General features: G+C 40.2%; 17 protein-coding genes and 1 tRNA gene. 12 read left to right on the top strand and 6 right to left on the bottom strand.

Annotated features, from left to right (window positions below):
- Nucleotides 1-5: 5 nt before the first annotated feature.
- The 3 genes from HZA38_04935 to HZA38_04925 all read left to right on the top strand — a co-directional run bounded on the left by HZA38_04935 (nt 6) and on the right by HZA38_04925 (nt 2,300).
- Nucleotides 6-362, top strand: a complete 357-nt coding sequence (locus tag HZA38_04935; GenBank protein ID MBI5414827.1) for an STAS domain-containing protein — start codon at nt 6-8, stop codon at nt 360-362.
- Between the two features lie 74 nt (nt 363-436).
- Nucleotides 437-1,408: an NDP-sugar synthase gene (locus HZA38_04930; protein ID MBI5414826.1), complete on the top strand. Its 972-nt coding sequence runs from the start codon at nt 437-439 to the stop codon at nt 1,406-1,408.
- A 70-nt stretch (nt 1,409-1,478) separates the two neighbouring features.
- Nucleotides 1,479-2,300 (top strand): SIMPL domain-containing protein, encoded by an 822-nt coding sequence (locus tag HZA38_04925; GenBank protein ID MBI5414825.1) that lies wholly within the window; start codon nt 1,479-1,481, stop codon nt 2,298-2,300.
- A gap of 249 nt (nt 2,301-2,549) precedes the next feature.
- On the opposite strand, the gene HZA38_04920 is transcribed toward HZA38_04925, so the two are convergent.
- The 4 genes from HZA38_04920 to HZA38_04905 form a co-directional block, all read right to left on the bottom strand.
- A complete protein-coding gene (locus tag HZA38_04920) occupies nt 2,550-3,917 on the bottom strand; it encodes a sugar transferase (GenBank protein MBI5414824.1) in 1,368 nt (455 codons plus the stop codon).
- 24 nt (nt 3,918-3,941) lie between these two features.
- Entirely contained in the window at nt 3,942-4,244 is a 303-nt protein-coding gene (locus HZA38_04915; protein MBI5414823.1) for a YggT family protein, read from the bottom strand.
- The gene (locus HZA38_04910; GenBank protein MBI5414822.1) at nt 4,241-5,824 is read right to left on the bottom strand and encodes an LCP family protein; all 1,584 of its coding nucleotides are present in this window, start codon (nt 5,822-5,824) and stop codon (nt 4,241-4,243) included. The genes HZA38_04915 and HZA38_04910 overlap by 4 nt, the downstream gene beginning before the upstream one ends.
- Before the next feature lie 159 nt (nt 5,825-5,983).
- Nucleotides 5,984-6,060 (bottom strand) — tRNA-Val (locus HZA38_04905).
- A 119-nt stretch (nt 6,061-6,179) separates the two neighbouring features.
- Here HZA38_04905 and HZA38_04900 point away from each other — a divergent pair.
- The 7 genes from HZA38_04900 to HZA38_04870 all read left to right on the top strand — a co-directional run bounded on the left by HZA38_04900 (nt 6,180) and on the right by HZA38_04870 (nt 13,332).
- The gene (locus tag HZA38_04900) at nt 6,180-7,139 is read left to right on the top strand and encodes a hypothetical protein (protein MBI5414821.1); all 960 of its coding nucleotides are present in this window, start codon (nt 6,180-6,182) and stop codon (nt 7,137-7,139) included.
- Between the two features lie 160 nt (nt 7,140-7,299).
- A complete protein-coding gene (locus tag HZA38_04895; GenBank protein ID MBI5414820.1) occupies nt 7,300-7,599 on the top strand; it encodes a hypothetical protein in 300 nt (99 codons plus the stop codon).
- Between the two features lie 36 nt (nt 7,600-7,635).
- Nucleotides 7,636-8,262 (top strand): hypothetical protein, encoded by a 627-nt coding sequence (locus HZA38_04890; protein MBI5414819.1) that lies wholly within the window; start codon nt 7,636-7,638, stop codon nt 8,260-8,262.
- A gap of 16 nt (nt 8,263-8,278) precedes the next feature.
- On the top strand, nt 8,279-8,962 hold the full coding sequence (locus tag HZA38_04885) for a hypothetical protein (protein ID MBI5414818.1): 684 nt from the start codon (nt 8,279-8,281) through the stop codon (nt 8,960-8,962).
- 221 nt (nt 8,963-9,183) lie between these two features.
- Entirely contained in the window at nt 9,184-11,940 is a 2,757-nt protein-coding gene (pheT, locus tag HZA38_04880) for a phenylalanine--tRNA ligase subunit beta (protein ID MBI5414817.1), read from the top strand.
- An 89-nt stretch (nt 11,941-12,029) separates the two neighbouring features.
- Nucleotides 12,030-12,605, top strand: a complete 576-nt coding sequence (locus tag HZA38_04875) for a hypothetical protein (GenBank protein MBI5414816.1) — start codon at nt 12,030-12,032, stop codon at nt 12,603-12,605.
- Nucleotides 12,589-13,332, top strand: coding sequence for a nucleotidyl transferase AbiEii/AbiGii toxin family protein (locus HZA38_04870; GenBank protein MBI5414815.1), 744 nt, complete (start codon nt 12,589-12,591; stop codon nt 13,330-13,332). Before HZA38_04875 ends, HZA38_04870 begins: the two co-directional genes overlap by 17 nt.
- A gap of 514 nt (nt 13,333-13,846) precedes the next feature.
- Here the strand turns inward: HZA38_04870 and HZA38_04865 are convergent.
- A complete protein-coding gene (locus HZA38_04865; GenBank protein ID MBI5414814.1) occupies nt 13,847-15,391 on the bottom strand; it encodes an ATP-binding protein in 1,545 nt (514 codons plus the stop codon).
- A 54-nt stretch (nt 15,392-15,445) separates the two neighbouring features.
- Nucleotides 15,446-16,375 carry a DUF4143 domain-containing protein gene (locus HZA38_04860; GenBank protein MBI5414813.1) on the bottom strand — a complete coding sequence of 310 codons (930 nt, stop codon included), beginning with the start codon at nt 16,373-16,375 and terminating at the stop codon, nt 15,446-15,448.
- 159 nt (nt 16,376-16,534) lie between these two features.
- Between HZA38_04860 and HZA38_04855 the strand changes: the two genes are divergently transcribed.
- Together HZA38_04855 and HZA38_04850 are read left to right on the top strand one after the other, a co-directional pair.
- Nucleotides 16,535-17,071: a transposase gene (locus HZA38_04855; protein MBI5414812.1), complete on the top strand. Its 537-nt coding sequence runs from the start codon at nt 16,535-16,537 to the stop codon at nt 17,069-17,071.
- Entirely contained in the window at nt 16,989-17,576 is a 588-nt protein-coding gene (locus HZA38_04850; protein ID MBI5414811.1) for an IS630 family transposase, read from the top strand. Before HZA38_04855 ends, HZA38_04850 begins: the two co-directional genes overlap by 83 nt.
- Nucleotides 17,577-17,589: the final 13 nt, after the last annotated feature.

Here is a 17,589-nt window from a genome sequence, read left to right as displayed (position 1 = left end):
GCAATATGAGCTACCAAGTATCACTTCTCGATGTTCCTGAAAAAGAAAAAACGAAGGTCCTCTATATTTCAGGAGATATTGATGAATCGAATCTTGAGGACTTCAAGCGTGATTTTTCCCCGCTTTTGGAGACTCAAGGAATAGAGGAATATGTGCTCCATTTGAGAGATTTGCAGTTTATCAATTCTATGGTGATCGGATATTTTGCTGGTGTTTTTTCTGATCTTCATGCAAAAGGGAAAAAACTTGTGATCGCAGAGGGGAACTCTCATATTCTCGATATTCTTACTCTTGTGGGATTCACGAATTTGGTAAAACATTATCCCACGCTCCAAGAGGCAATCGAAAAAGCAGGAGCGTAGAAATTCAAAATTTTAAATTTTAAATTCCGAATTTTAAGTTTTAAATTTTTACTCCGCTTTAGCGGAGTTGAATTATGAAGACGATTCTTCTCGCCGGCGGATTTGCTACGCGCCTTTGGCCGCTCACGGAAAAAACGGCAAAACCGCTCATTCTTCTCGCGGGAAAGCCAATTATTTCGTGGATTTTAGAATCGCTTCCGCCAGAAATGGAGGTGATTATTTCTACAAATGCCGTATTCGCGAATGATTTTGAAAAATGGAGAAAGACATATTTTCCGGATCGAAATATTGAAGTTTTCGTGGAGGACAGTTTTGGAGAAAATGACAAAAAAGGAGCGCTCTTTGCAATTTCTTTGGTTTTGCAGCATAAAAAAATTGCGGAAGATCTCCTCGTTCTTGCTGGAGATAATTATTTTGGATTTTCTCTCTCAAAATTTCTAGAAGAGTTTGCAAAAGACAAACATCTGCCACTTCTTGCTGCGTATGATATTCAAAGTTTTGAAAAAGCAAAACAGTTCGGAGTTATTGTCCCCAAAAAAGAAAATACCTCTCTCGTTGAGAGTTTTCAGGAAAAACCGGTCCGTCCGCTTTCAACACTTATTTCCACCGGATGCTTTGCATTTCCTCAAAAATACCTTGCGGATATTCAGGAATTCGCTGAAAAAAAACGCGATGATCTCGGAAAAATTTTTGAATATTTTCTTGAAAACGGAAAGGATGTCCGATATTTTTCATTTTCAGAAAAATGGTTTGATGTCGGCTCTTTTGACGCCTATCTCGAGGCGAATGTTTTTTTGCTTGATGGGAAAGTTCACAAAGAATTCGATGTTTCCATCGCTGGTGATGCGAACATTTCTGGTTCGGTTTTTTTCGGATCAAATGTGACTCTTCTCGAAAATGTTTCCGTGCAAAATTCATGTATTTTTGAAGGATGTACGCTTCAAAATTGTCGAATTACTGATTCTGTTTTAGGAAAGAATACTTTTGTGGCAAATGTGGATCTCGAACGAAAAGTGATACGGGATGAAAGTTTTTTGATGCGGTGAGAGAAATTTTTCTCCTTTTCTTTTGAGCGAAGCGAGATTAGAATTTTCTCGCTTTTTTCCTTTCTTATTTATGGAATCATCAAAAAAATTAGAAGTTTCTGGACGCATTTTTGTGCTTCTCTGTCTTTTTCTTGTTGGGCTTTTTGGCTATTTTGGATTTCGAATGTATGAAATTTGGAATACTGCACATGGCGGGAATTTTCAGCAGCCAATCAATATTAACGGAGACGGGAAATTTACGATTGTTCCCAATATTGGGAAAATATATTGGAATCTGAATGAATCGGGAGAAACATCCGAAATAGCTACACAAAAAAGTAAAGAAAAAATGGCTGCTGTGAGAGCCGTTCTTCAAGAAATTGGTATTAAGCCAGCGGATGTAGGACAAGGCTATGTGAATACATTTGAGAACTTTGAATCTTCTCCGAAACAAAAAGCACCGGAACAACATGGATTTATGACATCTGCTGATATTATAATTGTTATTGTAAATTCTGACGCTTCAAAAATAAAATTGGCTTTTCAAAAACTCAAAAATCTTGGAATAAAAAATGTTGATTTTTCCTATGCAGTGAGTGATGAAGAACTTGCGGAAAAAAAGCAATTGGGAAGAAGGTTAGCGCTCGAAGACATTATGGAAAAATCCCGCCAAATTTCAGAATTGACCGGTCTTCGATTTGGAAGAGTCGTCAGTTATTACGATGAATATTATCCATATGGAGAACTCAACATAAACGCGGTGGGCATGGGGCAGTGTGATGGAAAAGGGTGTAGTAGTTTTGATTTTGGTCAACGTCAAACGATTTCTCTTGAAAATGAGCCGTACATTATTCCAGAACCGAGAGAACAAGAGGTAACAATTCGGCTGGGATTATCGTTTGAGGTGAAATAGAGGGGCAAAACCAGTGGGGAATTTTTCTTTAGCGACTCCATTGTGTTTTGTAAAGAAAAGCTGAGATGCTCGTCGGACTCCTCTTAAAACCGTCATCCCGACTGCAGACGTGCAGCATCAGGCGATATTCGAGAAAGACTGAATGTAACGAACAGGAGGGATCTCACTTCACCAGAAATGAACACTGATCGAAGCATACAAAGATTGGTGACAAGAGATTCCTCCCATTCACAAATCCCACACTCCTTTTTACCTTTCTGAAGCTGAATTCCTGCGGTCGGAATGACGGGGAGTGTGGTGGAAATTTGCTTCTATCTGATTCTCATCCACTGATTTTGAAAAAGAACCGACAAGAGATTTTCTTCTTTCTCTCGCTGCCCAAATACTCTGCAAAATAATTCTCACATCTCCCCAAAAACTCCAGCGGAGAATATATTCCATGTCTTCCGCAAACATTTTTTCAAAATTATCTGCTTCTCCATGGAGCTTGCGAATCTGCCAACGTCCGAGCATTCCCGGACGAAGCGTCATACGCCTTTTATAATGCGGAGCAAGAGATGCCCATTCGTCTGGAAGCGCTGGGCGCGGACCAACAAAGCTCATTTCTCCATGAAAAATATTGAGAAGATTCGGGAGGTCGCGCCAAAAGGAATTCGCTTTTATTTTGGAAAAGCGATACATCCAAAATTCTCTTCCTCCGGCACCAATTCTTTTCTCAGACACAAAACCTCCTCGAAATATTTTTTGAAACAAGAAAAGAATCGAAACAGGAATCAGAAGAAGTGCAGAAAAAAAGACATCAAATCCCCTTTTCCAAAACTGTCCCCACCCAAAAAGCGGAGAGTGTTTGAGGGTGAGAAGAGTTTTGCCAGCGAGAATTTCTGGATGAATATTTTCTCGATATACTCCAAAAATCTCAGGGGAAACACGAAAATTCAAAAATCTTCCTTCTGCAAATGAGAGGAGATTCATCATCTGCTCACTCCCATCACATAAAATAATTTCATGAATGTGGTGTGTATCAACGACATTTTCGAGCTCATTCAGTTTCCCGAGGACAGGAACTCCCAAGATCTCTTTTACACTTCCTCCGAATGGAGAAAGAAGCGCAACGGGAACATGCTGCGAAGATGAGACCTTGAGACGTGCAATAATTTCCTCCGCACTACGATTTGTTCCGATGCAAAGCACTCGAAAAATATCTTTTCCTTTCCGAACTTTCCACGCCTGCCATTTTTTTTCCAAAATATGCGAACCAAGAGTGAAAAGTGTTCCAAAACAGAAAATATAAGTTACGATGAGACGAGAAAAAAATATCTCACGCCGAAAGAAAAAAATAAGAACAAAGAGCATTGCCCCAGCAATGGCAGAAAGCGAAGTACTGCGGAGAACTTCTAAATGGCTCTGTTCGCGAAGAGCGTATTTTCCTCCCCATGCCAAGAAGAGCATCCAAATGGGAGCCGTGATAAGTGCGGTCAAGAGATAGGGAAAGAATGGAAAATCTGACCGATAAAAACTCCACAGTCGAAAATAGTATGCGAGGAGAAATGCAAGCATTACGAGGAGAATATCCACAAGAAAAAAGAAGAGTTTTTGGCGAATGAGTGATGGATTCATAAGCTGCGCTAAGGAGGCTCTGAGCTAAAAAGTATAAATACTTGGATTCGCTCCGAGGTTCAGAAAAATAATTCTCAAAATAAACTCCAAAATCTGAAGACCAAAGAGTGCGAATATCGGACTTAAATCCAGTATTCCGATCCGCGCAAAAGGAATCATTGCGACTTTTCTCAGGATGGGCGTCGTGATGTTCTGCAAAAAATTTGTAAATCTGTTTCGAGGAACAGGGAACCAAGACAGAACCACTCGCAAAAAAATGAAGAACTCTAAAAGTCCGACAAAAAAGAGGGTGAATACGGCGCCGAAATTCGCGAATGATGACATCATGGGGAGCTTGAGAAAGAGTCTGGATTTTGAGAAAGCGGTATTCGAAAATTCTGATGATTTTTCCCCAAAAAAATCGAAATATCCGATGAAGTGATTTTCTCGTTTTCGGTGTTTTTGGCTAGAATCTGCTGAGATTCAGGATCATAAGGACGAAGTGTTCCCGACAAAAATCTCGTAAGAAACATTGCAGTTTCATTATTCTCTAGAGAATTTTCATATCTGATTTCTGTTTTTTCGAGTTTTTCATCTGATGTTGCTGTGGTTTCTACGGGAATCCCGAATCGCTCCAAATGTGCTTTTGTACTTGCGGCGAGTCCAGAACTTTGAGAAGCGTTAGAAATATGAATTTTTGTTTTTTGAAGATTTAGATCGCGATGATGCAAAATCACATCCACAAATACACGAATGTGTTCATACTTATCTTTTGTGAGATTTAAAAATGGAACGAGGACGAATGCTCCACTAAAGAGTTCCCGAGCCGGAGTCACAAGAAATCCTCCTGTGGTTTTAGGATCGTCATTGAGGCCAAAAGAAAGGAGATTTTCTCTCGGGAAAGTATAGCCAATATTCGCGAGCGAAATCATTTCTCGAAATGAAAAATTGGTGTGAATATTTCCCTCCACAATGTGATACATTTCCTGGAGTTTGCCGGGTGAGGTGAGAATATGAAGAGAACCTGCTTTTTCCAAAACTGCAGAAATAATTTGTCGCTGACGCCGAGAGCGATCAAAATCTGATGAACTGTGTCTTGATCTCGCAAATTTGAGTGCAGTTGCGCCATCCAAGTGTTGTTTTCCGGCGGGAAGATAAAACCGCTCATATTTCCAATCCGGAGTGGGATATTCGGGGTCATCAATTGTTTTTTCGACATCAATATCAATACCTTGGAGTGCGTCAATCGTCTCCACAAAAGCACGAAAATCAACCTGAAGAAATCGATCAATCTGAATGTGAAAAATCTCTTCAATCTCTTTCTCAAGAGTTTCTATTCCTCGGCGACGAGGATCCGGATCTCCGAGTTTTTTATAATGTTCAGAAGCGAGTTGGACGACTTCGTTAATTCTTCCAGATGTTACGTCCGTTTCGACATAAAAATCACGGGGGATGGAGAGCATGACGACACTTTTTGTTTTTTGATCGATACTCGCGACAATGATTGTATCCGTGAGTTCTCCTCCATCCCAAGATTCGTGTTCTTTTCCTCCCACTCCCAAAAGCAAAATATTGGTGAATCCATTTTGATCTTTCGGAAGTTCTGAGCCGGCAACCCAGAGGAGATCAGAAAATGAAAAATTCTGTAAAAATCCAAGCATCCGAATACTCGACTCAAATACCACAAAAGCACCAAAAATAATCATAACTCCTCCGAGAAGCCATCGAAACCGGCGTTCTTTTTTCTTTTTTCGTTCTGTAAATTCAATTGGATGACGAAGGAATGAAATCGATTTTTTCAAAAATGAAACACTTTGAGCTCCGAATTTCTTTATTCCGCTGAGAAGTGAAGAAAGGAATAAAATCAAAATTCTCTTTGCTTCTTTTTTTCGGAGAGATTGCCGAAGATTCCGCTTGGAAAAAGACACGCTACTTTAAGAAAGAGCGTGAGGAGAATATCATATTTTTTGAGGCGGGAGGAGAGAGAAAATATCGAGAGACGGGTCGAATGGTCAAAGACTATGAGCTTGTCAAATGGTCAAAAACCATAAGTTTACCGAATGGTCGAAGACCACGAGCTTGTCGAGTGGTGCGCGCGCCCGGATTCGAACTGGGGACCTCCTGCGAGTCAAGCAGGCGCTCTAGCCAACTGAGCTACGCGCGCATTATCTCTTTTTGGCACAGTGTCAGAATTGTATGTATTTTCAAGAAAAAAACAAGGAAATCCATTGAAAATAAGCCAGATCTATGAGATAATATGGAGAATTCTTTTAAAACGTATCTGTGCATATTTTCTCTCAAATTCATCATTTTCTAAAAAAAGCTGAAAAAAATGTAATTTTTTGTGTTATTTTCAGCATATTCGTATTTTTTATTGGAGTTTTCCTCATAACATCGCTTCCCGGAGCAGTGCAGGCGGGAATTTTTCCTGAAGGATGGGATCATGTATTTAAAAAACCCGTGAGTGAAGGAGTTCTTGTGAATGTGCCAGAGGGAAATGCTGTAGATAAAATCAAAATTTTGGTCTGGCACAATATCGTACCGATGGTGAAATATATCCTCGCAGGACTTTCTATTTTGATGTTCACCGTCTATCTTCTCAAAATGATTGTATCTTCTGGAGAAGAAGAGGATATTTCTTCAGCAAAAACAGGAATGCTCTGGGCAGTTTTGGGATTTCTCGTGATTGCCATTGCTTCCGATCTTGCTGAGGCTTTTGACCCTTGGGTGAATGCCAGTTCTGGAGACATCGTGGTGAAATCCCGTATAGAGGACACCACGTATCGCGTCGTAAGCTATGGACAGCTTCTTGCTGGCGTGATTGCTGTTTTTTACATATTTTTTGCTGGATTTCGAATGATTACGTCTCACGGAGAAGAAGAAACCTTAAGCACGCAGAAAGCTCACCTCAAATGGGGATTTGTTGGTCTCATTCTCATCATGCTCGCCGATCCGATGATCAATGTTGTTTTTTATCCGTACGACGGAGAGAAAGGTCTTGGTGCAAAAGAAGTACAAAAATTTCTTTCTGAAGGAACAGCGACGCTAAAATTCTTCCTTTCATTTGTTGGAATTGCTGCGGTAATTTCACTTGTTGCTTCTGGAGTAATGTACATTCTCTCGGCAGGAGACGACGGAGCTACAACAAAAGCTAAGAAAAATATTATAATGAGCCTTATCGCCATTGTCATCATTATCAGTTCATATATTCTCGTTATTGCGCTTGTTCCGGGAGGAGGATGAGAGAATTTTTAATTTTAAAATTTTAAATTTCTAAATAAATTATAATTTTTAATGTTTAAAATGGAGTTCACAACTGGCAAAAAATAAAATGTTTAAAAATTAGAAATTAAGATTTATTTAAAAATTACAAAATTTTAAAATTAAAAATTCTTACTCAACAATGTTCCCCCTCAAGAAAAAATATCCTCGGCTCTTCTGGACGAGTATCATTGGTGTTCTTCTCGCAGCAGCTATTTCATTTTTTTTCGTTTCAGAAAATCTTTTCGCTGCAATTCCTTATGGACCAATTCATGGTGTCAAAATAGAACCACCGAATGTACAAAGTACTGAAGGAGTTGATGCGGGGACGAATCAAATCGTCGGAATTATCAGAACGATCACGACTTTGCTCAAATATTTTGCGGGAATTTTAGCATTTGTGTGGGCAGTTTGGTCAGGAATACGAATGGTATCCGCGTGAAGTAATGAAGATCAAGCAAAAAAATCCCTTGATGGAGTGATTTATTCTGTCATTGCGCTCATGCTTATTGTCCTCGTTGAACCACTTATTTTGGATACCTTATATGGGGGAGGAGGTTCTTTTGACCCAGGAAAAGAATTGGTCAGAGAAAATATTTCGAAAGCAATTTCTGCAGGAAGGCTTCAAGTTCTTGCCGTTATTGAGTGGATAAAAGCCCTCACTGTATTTTTAGGAGTGGCATTTCTCATTTTCTCTGCCGCACAATTTATGCGTGATTTTGGCGGAGAAGAACAAGTGGGCAAGCAAAAAACTGTTCTCACCTGGATGGCAGTGGGCTTTATCGTCATTGCTGTAGATCAGATTCTCATCGAAGAAATCCTCTATAAAGCGATTCTCGGAAGTGCAAACAAAGTGTATTTCGAACAGAATCCGAGCAGAGGAATTCTGGAAGCCGTGGGAATTATGAAATATTTTTTGCAATTTTTAGCAGCAATTGGATTCGCCATGATTATTTACGGAGGAGTTCTCATGATTACAAATTACGCGAGCGAGGAAAATCAGGAAAAAGGAAAAAAGATTCTCATCACGGCAGGAATTGGATTTCTTATTATTGCGATGTCGTATATTCTCGTAAACAGTCTTGCTACCGGAAAAGTTCTCTAATTTTTTGTTTTTTCTCATGAAATATCCTCAGGAAACCAGCATTTCAAAAATACTCTCCCTTTCTTGCTTCTCTCTTGCAGCAGGTTTTCTCATCGTCTTCTTCCTGTATTTCCAGAAAGAAGGAGATCCTTTTTTCGCGAATATTGCGCCGAAAATTCAAGAAAACGAAGAGAAAGTCGAAGCATCGATACCACTTGTGAATTTTTCTGATCTTATTCTTACGAGAGATGTTGATGCCCTTCATGGAGAGCTTTACGGTATTCCTGGAAATGAAGAACTTTTGAAGGATTTGAGAAAGTGCACTTTTTTTGAGGATGTCGATCAGCAGAATTTTTCTTCTGGATTTTGGCTTAGTTTCAACTGTGCCGAAAATGATAATGTGCTTCATCCGTATTTTGGATTTTTCGCACTTCGGGAAAACAAGATTCAGCGAGTATTTTGGGGGCAGGCACCAAAAGGAAAAATTATTTCTGAGACCATCGAGGGAAAGAAAAAAATTCTCGAAATTCAAAATGATTCCTACGTTCCTTGGAGCAGAGCGGATACATGGGTAAATTTTGCTGGGAAAAATATTCAGGTAGAATCTGAGAATGCAGAAATTGAAACTGGCAAAATCGTGAAATTTATTACGGATGCCGAAGATGATGTGCTCTTTTTCCAGAATCTTGATGGAAAGTACTTCCTCGATCTCGCGTCCTAGAGCCTGTTCAGAATCTCTCTTTCGTGACGAAAAGCTCAGATTTTGAGCGAAAAACATGAAGATTGAGGAGGTTTATCGGGAATAAGCCGACGAAATCTGAATGTTTTGCAGCCAAAATATGAGCTTTGCAGTAGGATATGGAGATTTTGAACAGGCTCTAAGAGTGGTCTTCACATTTTTCTTGGCTTCCACTACAATTCGGCTGATTTTATGCCGAAAAAATGAAAATCTCTCTCAAATGGCTTTCGGATTTTGTGGAATTCACCGAAAAAGATCCAATGCGTATCGCCGACGCTCTTACAGAAAAATCCGCAGAAGTGGACAAAGTGGTGAACTCGCTGAGCGTGTTTGATACGGTTCTCACCGGAAAACTTTTGGAATTTCAAAAAATTGAGGGAAGTGACAAACTCCACTTAGGAGTTTTCGACGTAGGAGAATCATCTCCTCGAAAAATTATTTTCGGATCGGTGTTCGAACTTAAAGTTGGTGAAGTCTACCCTATCGCCCTTCCCGGAACTGAGCTTCCGTCTGGAGTTCATGTGAAAAGTGCAAAAATACGAGGAGTGGAAAGTAATGGAATGGTATGTTCCGAGGAAGAGCTCAGTACTTCGTATACCAAAGAAGGTCTTTTTCGATTTTCGGAAAAAACGCCGCTCGGAAGACCAATTCTTCATCTTCTCCGAGAATATCTGAAAAATGTAGTTGTTGGAAAAATTGAAAAAATTGAAAAACATCCAAATGCGGATAAATTGTCGGTTGTGTCGGTATCGGTAGAGACGCGATTCATCGCGTCTCACGAAAATGTGGAGACGCGCTATAGCGCGTCTGTACAACAAATTGTTTGTGGTGGATCGAATTTACACGTCGGTGCAAAAGTTCCGATTGCGCTTCCTGGAGCAAATTTGTGGAATGAAATTCCTATCAAAATTTCGACCATTCGAGATGTAGAAAGCAATGGAATGATTTGTTCGACTGAAGAACTTCATGTCGCGCCATCGCAAAATAAAGAGATTTATCTTCTCCCGGATGACGCGCCAGTCGGAACAGCATTTTTTGATTATGTATTTCCTTCTGAAATTGTTTTCGATTTTGAAAATACCGCGCTCACAAATCGTCCGGATCTTTTTTCTCATACCGGATTTGCGCGGGAATGCGTCGCTTCTGGAGTTGCGAAAATGAAAAATGAAACCTATCCTTCACCAAAAATGGAGTCCAAAAATCCATTGCCAATTAGTATTACGATTCGAAATCAGGAAGAAATTTGTCCGAGATATATGGCAGTCTATATCACGGGAATCGATGGGAAAACTGCGTCGCCTGAGTGGATGCAGAAGAGATTAGAACTCTGCGGGATCAGACCACTCAACGCAATTATTGATGCGACAAATTATGTGATGCTCGAGCGAGGAACTCCAATGCACGCGTTTGATATGGATCTTGTCGGAAAGGAATGGGTTATGCGCGTCACGAGACCAGGCGAAAAAATGGTTACTCTCGATGGAATCGAGCGAAAAATGTCGGCAGATACGATTATTATTGAAGATGAAAAAAATGGAATTTTTGATCTTTGTGGAATTATGGGAGGAAAAAATTCAGGAATTCAAGAATCCACAGAAAGTATTCTTTTGCACACTTCTGTATATGATGCGGTGAAAATTAGGAGGAGTGCGCTTGCGCTGACACATCGAACCGAAGCCGCGACAATTTTTGAAAAGGGAGTTCCTCCCCATCTCGTAGAAGAAGGGATTTTGCGTGTTATAGAACTTCTTCTCGAAATCTTCCCGAATGCAAAAGTCGCTTCAAAAATTCTCGATAAAAAAGCGTTTGATGAAAAACCTCGCACCATTGAGCTCGATCCAAAACTCGTAGATCGAATGGCGGGAATTGAAATTCCGAAAGATCGCATGAAGGAAATTCTGGAAGATCTCGGATTTTTTCTTGTGGAGACAAAAGGAGGAATTTTTGATGTTGTGGTTCCCGCATGGAGAACTGGCGATATTCGCATTCCAGAAGATCTCGTGGAAGAAATTATTCGTATTTATGGACTCGATGCCATTCCTGAAAAAGCTCCAGATGTTCGCCTCTTGCCGATTGTTTCCGCACCACATCGCGTGCTCGAAAAGAAGCTCGCAAATATTTTTGTAAAAAATGGATTTTATGAAATCGTCACACTCGCATTTTTGGGGGAAGATCTCTTAAAACGCTGCCAACTTTCACTTTCAGAAGCGAATATAAAACTCGCGAATCCTCTTTCTGCTGATCTCAGCATTATGCGTCCATCACTTTCTCCGCGGCTTTTTGAAGTCGCCGAAAGAAATAGAAGACATCGAGAAAAATTTCGAATTTTTGAAAGTGGAAATGTATTTCGAATGGAAGGTGATCGAAAAATTGAAGAACTTCGAATGACCGGGCTTTTTGTCGGAGATGATTTTCTTACGGCAAAAGGCATTGCGGAAGAAATACTCGCGAGCGAAGGCTGGAAATATCATTTTGAGGCTTCAGACTTAGGAATTCCATTCGCACATCCGGCAAAATCAGCGCTCTATAGAATTGGGAAAAAAGGATACATAAAGATTTTTGAAATCCATCCGAAAGTAGCAAAAGAATTCGATCTTCCGATTCCTTCCACGATACTATGTCTCAATACAAAAGAACTTGCAGAAATCCCTCAAAAAGCGAAAAAAATATTGCCGCTGCCAAAATATCAGGAAATTCCATTTGATTTTTCTGTTCTCTGCGATCAAAAAATGCCAGTAGCGGATATTATTCAGGGTCTCGAAAAACTCGATACGAGAATTTATAAGAGCTCAATTATGGAAGCGTGGGAAGGAAAAGGCGTTCCCAAAGGAAAAAAATCGGTCACGCTTTCATTTGAATTCCGTTCAGAAGAGCGCACGCTCACCGATGAAGAGCGCGATGAGATTTTCAAAATTCTCCTCGCGGAGCTCGAGAAGAGAGGGGCGAAGTATAGGTTTTGAGGAAGTCTCCTTGTAAAAAAATTTCCCCTTCCTAAAACTAATTTGTTATGGTATCCTGTACATATCAGTACAGAATAATATAATAGAAAATGCAATCCGCATCCGACCGTATCGTGCTTCTTGCTCGTCAGGCAGAGCCAATCTTCCATTCTGGAGATTTAGCGCGTCTTTGGGATGTTCACAATTCAAATACGCTCTACACCCTTCTCAAGCGGTATACGAAAAAAGGGCTTCTTTTTCGAATTTATAAAGGACTCTATTCTCTTCTTCCCCTGGAGAAGCTGGATCCGCTCCTCCTCGGTATCAAAGCGATTCATGGATATGCGTATATCAGCACTGAAACAATTCTCGTTCGGGAAGGGTTTATCATGCAAATACAGCATCAATATACGCTTGTCAGCGCTTTTTCTCGTTCTTTTCGCATTGGACCGTATACATTCAAAAGCCGCCAGCTTCAAGAAAAATACCTCTATAATCCTGCAGGAATTATTGAGAAAAACGGGGTACTAAAAGCGACTCCTGAAAGAGCTCTCGCTGATCTTTTCTATTTCAATCCAAAAGTGTATTTGGACAGTATCCATACGATTGATATGAAGAAATTTCAAGCTCTTCAAAAAGAAATTGGCTATCCTTTCACCCCAGACCATCATGCTGATTCCGCGTAAAGAAGATGCCATTCACAAGGCATGGCTCCTCAGGCTTCTCACCGCCATTTGTGAACATCCTATATGTGCCCGCAGCCTTGCTTTTAAAGGAGGAACGTGTGCCGCCATGCGCGGGTTTTTAGACCGTTTTTCTGTTGATCTTGATTTCGATATTCTTGCGGAGGAACAAGACATACCTTCTCTCAGAAAAGCTCTGGAGACTGTTTTTACCAATCTGAACCTCACCATAAAGGATTCCAGTAAAAAGATTCCGCAATATTTTGTTCAATATCCAGTGAAGAATCCCCAGAGTCGAAACACGATAAAAATAGATATGCTCTTTCCTCCTCCAAAAAAAAATGAATATGAAATGGTGCGCCTTCCCGAAATAGACCGAGTAATGAAGTGTCAAACACGGGAAACAATGGTCGCCAATAAATTTGTCGCGCTCATTGCGCGTTCTGAACGAACTGGAAAAATAGCAGGAAGAGATCTGTTTGATGTCCATCACTTTCTCCTGCAGGGCTACTCGTATAATACTGAAATAATTCCTGAGTTACGGCAGTGTTCGCTTCAGGTTTTCTTTCGTGATCTTATAAATTTTGTAGAAAAAAATGTCACGAGAACTCTCATTGATCAGGATTTGAACGTTCTGCTTCCGCTTACAGAATTTCGCGCTGTTCGGAATATACTCAAGGAAGAAATCATTCGTCTTTTGCGGGATGAACTCCAGCGCGTTGGAGGATGATACCAATTCTCGATAAAAATGCTGCGTATTTTCTTATGTGCAAATAAGAATAGGAAAGCAATATGCAGTAAGCAATAAGTATTGTAAAAATTTGGCTTACCGCTTACTGCTTACTGCTTTTTAATTGAAGAAATATATCCGCAATATTTCTAAAGCGAATCGGTATGAGATCATGATCTTGAGTGAGTAAAAATTAATTTCTGCGCAGAAGAGCGCACGCTTACGGATGGAGCTTCCCTGCAAGGAGATTATGGAATTCGCAGAAGGAAAAACACATAGATGCGACGTCCGCCGAAGCTTTCGCGGAAACGGATGAGGAGCGCAACGAGATTTTTAAAATCATCCTCGCACTTCGACTTACTCTCTTCGAGCCTGCCCTCGGTCGTGAGCTCGGGTCGAACGGAACGACGAGACCGCTAGACCTCAGAGCCGAAGGCAGTGTCTTCGCAGACTCGACGGAACTTGAGAAGAGAGGAGCGAAATATTGGTTTTAAAATAACGGTAAGTACAGGTTCTAATTTTCTACAGTTGTTTCAGTTTCTTCATGCCTTCTCTTTCCAAATGATTCCGTCATGAGCTCGCTCTGGAGTTCAAATGCTTCTCGCGGGCTTTTTGGAGTGTGAGAAAGAGCCATTTCCTGAGCAATAAGGCGGACAATATGAAAAATGAGTGTTTTCTCTTCACGCGCAAAACGATGGTAGAGCGGATGGTCAATATTCAGGTAAATAATCCCTTCCGAAGAAAGACTCTCCTCTTCATCTCTCCCGAGATGTTCCATACGGCACACAATCCCAAAATCTTTAAAGCGAAGTCGCCGAATAATCGTCTTTTCCGCGAGCGCCAACATTCTTGGTTTTCGTTTCAGAGTTCCAAAATGGTCTTTTTCGGGTTCATTCCCAAAAAGAGACGGGTCGTTTGGCACTTCAAATGTTGGACGAGAAACATGAAATCCTTCCACGAGGTCTTTCTCAGAATTTTCACTGAGCCCATAGACTTCTTCTCCACTCTGTATTTCTTGACCAAGAGGAGCTTCTTTCCTGATTGCTTCGGCCATTCCAGGATTCTTTCGAATCGCTTTTCCCACAAGAGTTAAGGCTTCTTTGAGGACATGTGATGCCTGTTGATTAAATTTTCCCATCTGAATATCGGAAAGCTTTTTAAGAGCTTTCCGAATTTCTCTCTGTATGAGTTCTGTAAAAAATTCATATCGTTCATCGTCGCGAATAAAATCATCGCGATTAGACGTAATAGGGAGAAAATCAGCCTTCACTTCACCACGTATTCGAGCAATTCCTTTTGAGCTTTCAAGTCCAAAAATGCTTCTTCGAATCATAATTCCTTTTACGCGTATTTCCAGACCTGCTTTTTGAATACTCGCGATATGAGGACTCACGAGAATTATTTCACCAATTACTGTTCCATATTTTGTTTTGAGATTAACAGGGATTCGTTGTCCTGGAATGGCATAGGGGAGAATTTCTTTTCCATTGAGAAAAATCTGAAAACTCTCGCTTCCCAAGGGAACTTTTTCTCGCAAATGACGAATAATGTCTTTCACATCAAAACTTCGATCTGGATTCAGAATGGTAATGATAGTTCCATCGGTGCGAAGCGGACTCTTTGGAAGAACTTCCACGGGCAATTCCCAAGAGTTTTTTTCATGCCACTCTTTTTTAGAGAACACAGCGCGATAACTCCACTCCCCCCGATGGGTTTCAATGATAAAACTCTTTGCAGCAGCAAGAGCTGCAAATTTTCCAATTCCAAATTCTCCAATGCGCTCGCGACGAAACCGGGAAGAAAAGCGGTGTTCCTTTTTAAATTCCGAACCGATCGTAAAGTATTGGAGCAGTCCTTTTTCGTCCATTCCCGAACCATTATCTTCAATGAGAATACGATCAGCAGCGCAGGTAATTTGCACAATCGTCGCATCGGCATCGTAAGAGTTATTTACGAGTTCCCGGATGAAATCAATTTTTTCAGAATATAATTTTTCTCCAATCGTTACGAGATGGCTTTTTTCTACAGTGATGGGAAGATTTTTGATGGTGCTTGACATAACTTAAATATCCTGAGAAAGCAAGATTTAGAATAGGTGATTTTAGTTTTTTCTTCAAGGTATTTTTTGTTTGAATATTTCAGAGATCTGTGCGATTGGCAGAGCAAAAACATTTTTTTGAAGGGGATATATTTCATCTCCCGGATATACCACGTATCCCTTTCCACAGGAAAGATCACGAAACGCATTCCAGAATGATTTTGTCAGTTTTGGGCTGAGCGAATACTTTACTTCTATCGCAATCAATCGTTTTTTTCGAGAAAGGAGAAGAAAATCAATTTCCGCTCCAGCGCTTGTTCGGAAGAAGTATATTTCCTGGCGATTTCTTGAAGAGAGAGATGAAAGTTGTTCGAGAACAAAACCTTCCCATGAACTTCCGAGCGCTGGATGGGAGAAAGCATCTTCAAAAGTATGAATTCCGAGGAGAGTATGAAGAATTCCACTATCACAAAGAAAGATTTTCGGAGATTTTACCAATCTTTTTTTGATATTTATATGGTATGGTTCTGCTTTACGGATGAGAAAAGTTTTTTCAAATATATCCATATAACTTCGTATTGTAGGGGCAGAAACTCCCAAACTATTTGCAATTTTGCTCGCATTCCACAGCTGACCATGGGAGTGAGCCACCATAGTAAGAAATCTCCTCATTTGAATGGAAGAAATATGAATTCCGAGTTGCGGAATATCACGCTCCAGATATGTTTGAAGAAATGCCTCGCGCCATCTGAAGCTCTTTTCTTCGTCTTCAGCAAGAAAACTTTCTGGATACCCTCCCCTGAGCCATAAATTCCGCACATTCTCAGTAGCATTTTTCACTTCTGCTAACGAAAATGGAAAGAGTTCATGGTACACAATTCTTCCTGCCATGCTCTCGGAAGTGTGCTTCAGAAGATCAGGCGAAGCGGAGCCGAGTAAAAGAAATCGCCCGTTTCTCCTGTCCTGATCAATTACCGCTCTCAAAATGGGAAAGAGTGATGGCATTCGTTGTATTTCATCTATAATAATCAGTTTTTGAGTATGCTCACGAAAATACAGCTCCGCATCTTCAAGCTTATTGAGATCCGAAGGAAGCTCCAGATCAAGATATACATAGCGTCATAAATATTTGCGTATAATGAAGGCTTCTGGCATGATGATTTCATGAAACCATTAAGTATTTCTGATCCACATATTATTTTGGCATTTCAAGATGAAATTCGCCGTTCAGATGAAGCAAGATACGATCATCGGCTTCATTCTATTTTACTTGTTGCGCAGGGAATGACCTGCCCTGAAGTTGCTAAAAAACTTGGGGATTCGACTCGAACAGTTCAATATTGGGTTCATCGTTTTGAAGACGATGGATTTTCTGGGCTTGCTGATGCTGATCATGTCGGTCGACCAAGACGCATAAGCCAAATCCAACTGAAAGAAATTAATTTGATGTTGCGAAAATCACCGGCAGATGCAGGGCTTCAAGGAAATTTATGGGATGGAAAAACTCTTTCTCTTTTTATTAAAAATAAATACGTTATTACACTTGGAGTTCGGCAATGCCAACGGCTTTTTCGCCAACTTGGGTTCCGCTTAAGAAAGCCACGTCCTCTCATTGCTCATGCCGATCCTTCAAAACAAAAAGAATTTAAAAAAACTCCAGCAACTTTTAAAAGATCCGAATGTAGAACTTTGGGCAACTGACGAAGTTCATTTCCAACAGCACGGTTCGCGTTGTCGCATGTGGATTCCACCAGAAGAAAAAGATCCTGTTCTGCTTCATAAACCGACCAGAAAAAGTGTTGGGTATTTTGGTGCAGTGAGAATTTCTGATGGAAAATTTGTGTATCAATCTGAAAAAGAAAAGTTTAACGGATTGAGCTTCTATTCATTTTTAAAAAAGTTAAGGAAAATATCTTCCAAAAAAGGAAAAAAGATTGTTTTGATAACTGATAATGCCCGATATCATCATGCAAATTTGCATAAAAAATGGAGAAAAAAATATGAAGAATCTTTTTCATTACTTTTTCTTCCACCATATAGTCCAGAGCTGAATCCAATTGAGCGGGTCTGGAAATTAACACGACGATTGTGTCTACACAATATTTATTTCCCGACATTGAACGATATGATTACCAGCGTTGAACAACAATTTAAAAACTGGAATTCTGGTCATGAAACTTTAAGAAAATTATGCGCAATAAATTAAGACACTATGTATA

The organism is Candidatus Peregrinibacteria bacterium (assembly GCA_016220175.1).
Lineage (GTDB): Bacteria > Patescibacteriota > Gracilibacteria > CAIRYL01 > CAIRYL01 > JACRHZ01.
Note: the sequence above shows the minus strand (reverse complement) of the source record. Positions and strands in the feature narration are given on the sequence as shown.